The organism is Erythrobacter sp. AP23, from assembly GCF_001542855.1.
GTDB lineage: Bacteria > Pseudomonadota > Alphaproteobacteria > Sphingomonadales > Sphingomonadaceae > Qipengyuania.
The window spans coordinates 1-5,618 of record NZ_LNBY01000010.1 but is presented as its reverse complement, the minus strand read 5'-3'; the positions used below and the strand labels follow the sequence as shown (position 1 = coordinate 5,618).

Here is a 5,618-nt window from a genome sequence, read left to right as displayed (position 1 = left end):
AATTGCGGACAGTCCGGTCCTAACCAGTCGAGGATCGAAAGCAGACCGACAGCTTCCGACCCACAAGCAGACGTCAGCCTTGAAGTCCCGTCGCACTGGCTTCTTTAGACAAGATTCGCGGCCCGGACGGCTGAGCGGCCATTAACAGCACAAAAATGTACATTCATCGGGAATAAACCCGCTCCCTAGATCGTCGTTACGTTGAGCGCCCGGATTTCCGCGCCTGAAAATGATTGATCCATAGGGACCGAAAGATGAAGACGACGAAATACACCACCTCGCTTTTTGCACTCGCCGCAGCAGCCGGATGGGCAGCTACACCCCTCGCGGCCCAGGAATCTGCAGATGATGAGTCTGCTGAAATTCAAAGCGAGTATGATGCCGACGCGATCGAAGCTCAGGCCGAGTATGATCAGGACGCTGCCGACGCGCTGGCCGAATTCGATGAAGAAGTTGCCGAAATTGAAGCAGAGCGAGCGGAAGCTCAACGCGAACTTGATGCGGTTCTGAATGACCCGGCGGCATCGGCAGAAGATATCGCCGAAGCCCAGGAAGACTTTGACGAGAAGATGGCCGAGCTCAACGAGGAACTTGCTGAGGAAGAGGCTGAACTGGCCGAAGAGCTTGCCGATATCGAGAAGGATTTGCAGGAAGACCTCGCGGATATCGAAGAAGATCGCTTGGAAGACCTCGACGATCAAGGTGAGGATATCGACGACGATATCGCCGACGCTGAAGAAGACGCTCGCGAGGCCGCTGAGGAAGCCGAAGAAGAAGCTCGCGAAGCTGCCGAGGAAGCTGAGGAAGAAGCTCGGGAGGCAGCTGAAGAGGCAGAAGAAGAGGCCCGCGAAGCAGCCGAGGAAGCTGAGGAAGAGGCTCGCGAGGCCGCCGAAGAAGCTCAAGAGGCTGCAGAAGAAGCGGCAGAGGAGGCACGCGAAGCCGCCGAAGAAGCTGCAGAAGAAGCTGCGGAGGAAGATGCTGAGGACGATTTCGACGACTAAGTCGATTTTCAATCTTTTTGATGGGGGCGCGCCACGTCAGGGTTCGGCGCGCTCTCGCCGTATGAGGAGCAATCCAATGAAAAAATTCACAGTTGCACGCTTGCTGGTCTGTTCGACATTTTTTGTCCCGGCCAGTGCGATCGCCCAAGACGGGTTCTCGCTCGAGCTTGAAGCTGGAACGATCTATGACAGCCAACTGGTCGTCGATGAAATCGACGTCGAGCAGGCAGAAGGAGATGTCGCTTTCCGATTTGGTGCCGATGTAGAGTATCAGCCGGTAGACACAGATTCGTTCGAACTCGAATTCGGCTACGATTTTGGTCAGTCAGTTTATCTCGACTTTGACGAGTTTAACCTCCAGTCGCATGTGGCCGATGTGAACGCTTCAACACGCATTGGTGGCGCACGGGTGGGAGCGCGATATGCCTTCTCGCACTTTCGGCTCGGCGGTGACGGCTTGTTCGATATGCATACGGTAACGCCGAGCGTGTCGGGGTTCGTGGCGGACGGACTGTTTGCGCGGGCGTTCTACACTTACAATGACAAGGACTTTGCGACCCTTGATGGGCGCGACGCGACAGGCAACCAGGTCGGAGCAAGCCTCTTCAAGTTCTTTGCCGACAATGCCGGCTTCGTTTCCATTAGCGGGCGCTGGGAAGACGAAGACACGGTCGATCCGCAGTTCGACTACAGCGGCTTTGTCGTTGGAGCTGATCTAAGAGTTCCGATCGCTGGCGGTCGCGACGGGCCGCGCCTTCAATTCGGGGTTGACTATAGGGACCGTGACTACGACTCGATTACCCCTTCAATCGGTGAAATTCGGACCGAGGATCGGTTTCGCGGCGATGTCGAACTGACAGTTCCTATCAGCGAAAGGTTCAGCGTCGAGGTCGGTTATCGCTACACTGATCGTAACTCCAACTTACCTTCCGCAGATTACACGGAAAATCGCCTGAACGCTGGCATCTTGTTTGAGCTGTAAAGGCAGTCTGAGGACAATGATCTACTATGGGGCGGAGTGAGACAGACCTTGTTTCTGTTGTCCGTCCCATAGCTGACGAACTCGGGTTCTTTGCCAAGTGTTGGATGTGGTTTTGCATCGGTGCTCACGGAAGTCTAAACCGTCGAATGCGAGCGGCGTGTTAGGCCGAAGAGTACAAAAATGATGAAAACATTTTACCCTGTCTTCTCTGCTGTGCTGCTGGGAGCCGTGATGGTGGCTCCGCTTGGTGCACAAGATGCCGATGAGGACGCTGAGGAAGCGGCAGAAGAGGCAGCAGAAGAAGCTGCCGAAGAAGCGGCGGAAGAGGCTGCCGAGGAAGCAGCGGAAGATGCCGCTGAAGAGGCCCAGGACGCCGCGGAGGAAGCGGCGGAAGATGCTGCTGAAGACGCTGCCGAGGAGTCCGCTGAGGAAGCACAAGAAGCCGCCGAAGAGGCGGCAGAAGAATCCGCCGAAGAGGCGGCAGAAGAATCCGCTGAAGAAGCTCAAGAAGCTGCTGAAGAGGCTCAGGAGGCTGCAGAAGAATCGGCAGAGGAAGCTCAAGAGGCAACCGAAGAATCGGAGGACGAACAAGAGGACAATCGCGAACGCGAAGCTGACGACGAATTTGAAGATCGCGAAAGGCAATCAAGTGCTTTTCTCAGCGGCGAATTCGAAATTGGTCTCGACGACGAGGGCCAGGAAATTCAGCTCGGTGAGAAGCTCGTCTTGGTCGAAGCAGAAGATGTCGCGCAGTTGCAAGCCAGCGGTTTCGAAATCGTGGACAGTCGCGAATTGTCCGGCATCGGGATGGTGCTTGTTCGGATAGCTACGTTTGGCAAAGACATTGATCGAGAGATCGAGCGCCTGAGGCCCGAGGCTTCGAACCTGCAATCTGATGACAATCACATTTATCGCCCCAGTATGCTGCAACGCAGTGAAGGATCAGAAAGGGGCGTTTACCGCCCGGCCTCGTTTCTGAGCCGTCGCCAAGCAGCAAGAGTTGCGAATCGTCGGATAGGCTTGATCGATACCAGCGTTGATTTGCGCCATCCCGCTCTTGACGACCGCAGTATCGAAGCACGTAGTTTTGCAAGAGCTGGCTCCCCACAGCCGCGCGTTCACGGAACCGCCGTTGCTTCCATTCTTGTAGGGCGAGACCGAGGTTTTGAAGGGCTCATCCCTGATGCGAAGCTTTATTCCGCTTCCGTGTTTATCTCTCACCCTGATTCTGGGGTTACGACAACCGCCGCCGATTTAGTGCGCGCTATCGATTGGATGATTGAAGAGCGCGTACCGGTCGTAAACATGAGCCTTTCGGGTCCCCCCAATACAATCCTGCAAACCGCCATAGAACGAGCGCAGGAACGAGGCTTGGTAATCGTCGCGGCGGCGGGCAATGGGGGGCCAGCCTCCGCTCCCGCATTTCCGGCCGCGTATCCAGGCGTGATTGCGGTGACCGCTGTGGGTCCGGATAATCGCGTCTATCGACTTGCCGGACGCGGAGAGCATATCGAATTCGCGGCTCCGGGTGTCGATGTCCGTAGCGCCGTTGCGGGCACGCGAACCTATGACCTCCAAACAGGGACGTCTTTCGCAGCACCCTTTGCCGCTGCCGCCTTTCTCTTGCGTTGCGAAACACGCGAAGGCCGATGTAGCAATCTACGTCGTCAATATTCGGTGCTGGCCACTCGCGCGCTCGATTTGGGCGCAGAAGGGCGCGATGAAGTCTATGGCTATGGCCTGATCCGGCCATGATCCGCGAACCGAAAAGAAGTGTGGCATCGAGGGGAATAAAACCTCGTCCTGAAACGTCATTCCCATATGCAAGGTAAGAATGCCACGGGGCTTCATGCCGAGCTAATTGAGGTTCTGACACCGCTCAGGCGCTATTGTTATTCGCTAACAGGCAATCCGTATGACGCGGACGATCTGCTGCAAGACACGCTCGAGCGGCTGTTGGAACGCGGCGCTCCTGGCGATGCCGATATTCGCAAATGGGCATTCCGGGTTTGTCGCAACAGGTGGATTGACGAAATGCGTTCTCGAAATGTCAGAACTGCTCAAGACATCGATGAATTGCCCGATGCGGCAATTTTCGATGGCGAGGCAGCTGTCGAAGGACATATCGAGCTGTCGCAAGCCGAGGAGGCAATTGCTTCACTCGCGCTCGAATTTCGAGAAGTACTGATGCTCGTTGCGGTCGAAGGCATGAAATATAAGGAAGCCGCTGAACTCATCGGCATTCCTGTTGGAACGGTGATGAGCCGCCTGGCTCGCGCGCGGCATCAGCTCACGGAGTATGGTTCATCGGATGGCGATAACGGCGTGCGGGGCGAAAGCGCAAAAGTCGTCCCAATCAAACGGGGTGGAAAATGACAACAATTACAGATGAAACGCTTTCCGCCTTTCTCGACGGCGAACTGGGCACATCGCAAGCAGAAGAAGTTCGTGTCGCCCTGGACAGTGATCCGGCCCTTCGGGCGCGGCTGGCGCGGTTCGAACGGGCAGATTCGACGATGCGCGATGCGGCGTCAACTATCGTCAACCGCCAGTTGCCTCAATCGGTCTTGACGATGCTCGCTAGCAATAAGGCCTCGGTCGCTCCGCTCGAAGCCCATCGCCGCAGAAGCTTGGGCGGCTCCCGATTCTGGCCAACGGCGCTAGCAGCTTCGATTGCGCTAGTGGTCGGTTGGAGCACGGGAGTGCTTTATCAAGGTGCACCTCAAGGAGATGCCGCTGAGGGCAATGCTCAGATTGCCGCTCGTGCCGTACCTGGCGACCCGCTGTTTATGGCACTCGAAACCACCCAGAGCGGACAGGCTGTTGCCCTCGGTGAAGCAGGTGAATCGATCCAGCCTGTGCTAAGCTTTGCCAGCGCGAACGGAGAGCTGTGCCGCGAGTTTATGGCGGTCCATTCTGACGATGCAGTTCGCGCTGTGGCCTGCCGGGAACGAAATGCCTGGCGGATCGACTTTGCGATACGGTCTGATAGTGCCGGGTCCAGAAACGGCTACCAGACTGCCTCAGCCGCCGACGCTCGTTTGGCGAGTGACTACATAGCCGATGTCATGGTCGGCGACGCTTTTGGCCGGGAAGCTGAAGCCAATTTGATGGTCAAGGGATGGCGAGGCGAATAACCTTTGATCGGCAAGGAGTTCAATGTGAGATTTTTCCTTACGGCATTTGCAATCCTCCCCGCATTGTTTGTGGCGGCTTGTGCTTCACCAACTGGTGAGCTCAGGAAGAATCTGCGTGCATATGGGATGAACAGTAGCGAGGCCAAGTGCGTGTCACGCGAGCTCGCTGACGATCTTCGTCAAAGCGAGATCAAGTCAATCAACCGCATTCTCGACGCTGGAAGAAGCGATGGCACTACCCGTCCGTCCCAAATTCTCGTCGCTGTTGGGTCATTGGATGATCCAAGAATCTTCCGGTCTGTAACGATTGCGAATGCTGGATGCCTATTACTCAATTGATCTTTATCTGTGTTAGTCGTCCGCTTTCCACCCAGTTGTACCCAATAGACTCAGATAATCGGATGACCGCTTTCGGACATTGGTTCAATCATGACGAATGACTGATCAGAGGGCGCGTTGCTGTCCGGCAGCTTTCGCCAAGAGCAGCCTGACGGCTAT

6 protein-coding genes are annotated in these 5,618 nt (G+C 56.1%); all 6 read left to right on the top strand.

Features of this window, described 5'->3' with window-relative positions:
* The first annotated feature begins 254 nt into the window (after window positions 1-254).
* The 6 genes from ASS64_RS16645 to ASS64_RS16635 all read left to right on the top strand — a co-directional run bounded on the left by ASS64_RS16645 (window position 255) and on the right by ASS64_RS16635 (window position 5,459).
* The gene (locus tag ASS64_RS16645) at window positions 255-1,001 is read left to right on the top strand and encodes a hypothetical protein (RefSeq protein ID WP_157075096.1); all 747 of its coding nucleotides are present in this window, start codon (window positions 255-257) and stop codon (window positions 999-1,001) included.
* A gap of 76 nt (window positions 1,002-1,077) precedes the next feature.
* Entirely contained in the window at window positions 1,078-1,983 is a 906-nt protein-coding gene (locus ASS64_RS05200; RefSeq protein ID WP_067690984.1) for an outer membrane beta-barrel protein, read from the top strand.
* A gap of 183 nt (window positions 1,984-2,166) precedes the next feature.
* Window positions 2,167-3,738 carry a S8 family serine peptidase gene (locus ASS64_RS16640; protein WP_198147656.1) on the top strand — a complete coding sequence of 524 codons (1,572 nt, stop codon included), beginning with the start codon at window positions 2,167-2,169 and terminating at the stop codon, window positions 3,736-3,738.
* A 66-nt stretch (window positions 3,739-3,804) separates the two neighbouring features.
* Complete coding sequence (locus tag ASS64_RS05180) at window positions 3,805-4,359, top strand: sigma-70 family RNA polymerase sigma factor (protein WP_067690974.1); 555 nt, start codon at window positions 3,805-3,807, stop codon at window positions 4,357-4,359.
* Window positions 4,356-5,120, top strand: a complete 765-nt coding sequence (locus tag ASS64_RS05175; protein WP_067690971.1) for an RseA family anti-sigma factor — start codon at window positions 4,356-4,358, stop codon at window positions 5,118-5,120. The genes ASS64_RS05180 and ASS64_RS05175 overlap by 4 nt, the downstream gene beginning before the upstream one ends.
* Window positions 5,121-5,123: 3 nt before the next feature.
* Window positions 5,124-5,459: a hypothetical protein gene (locus ASS64_RS16635; RefSeq protein ID WP_157075093.1), complete on the top strand. Its 336-nt coding sequence runs from the start codon at window positions 5,124-5,126 to the stop codon at window positions 5,457-5,459.
* Window positions 5,460-5,618: the final 159 nt, after the last annotated feature.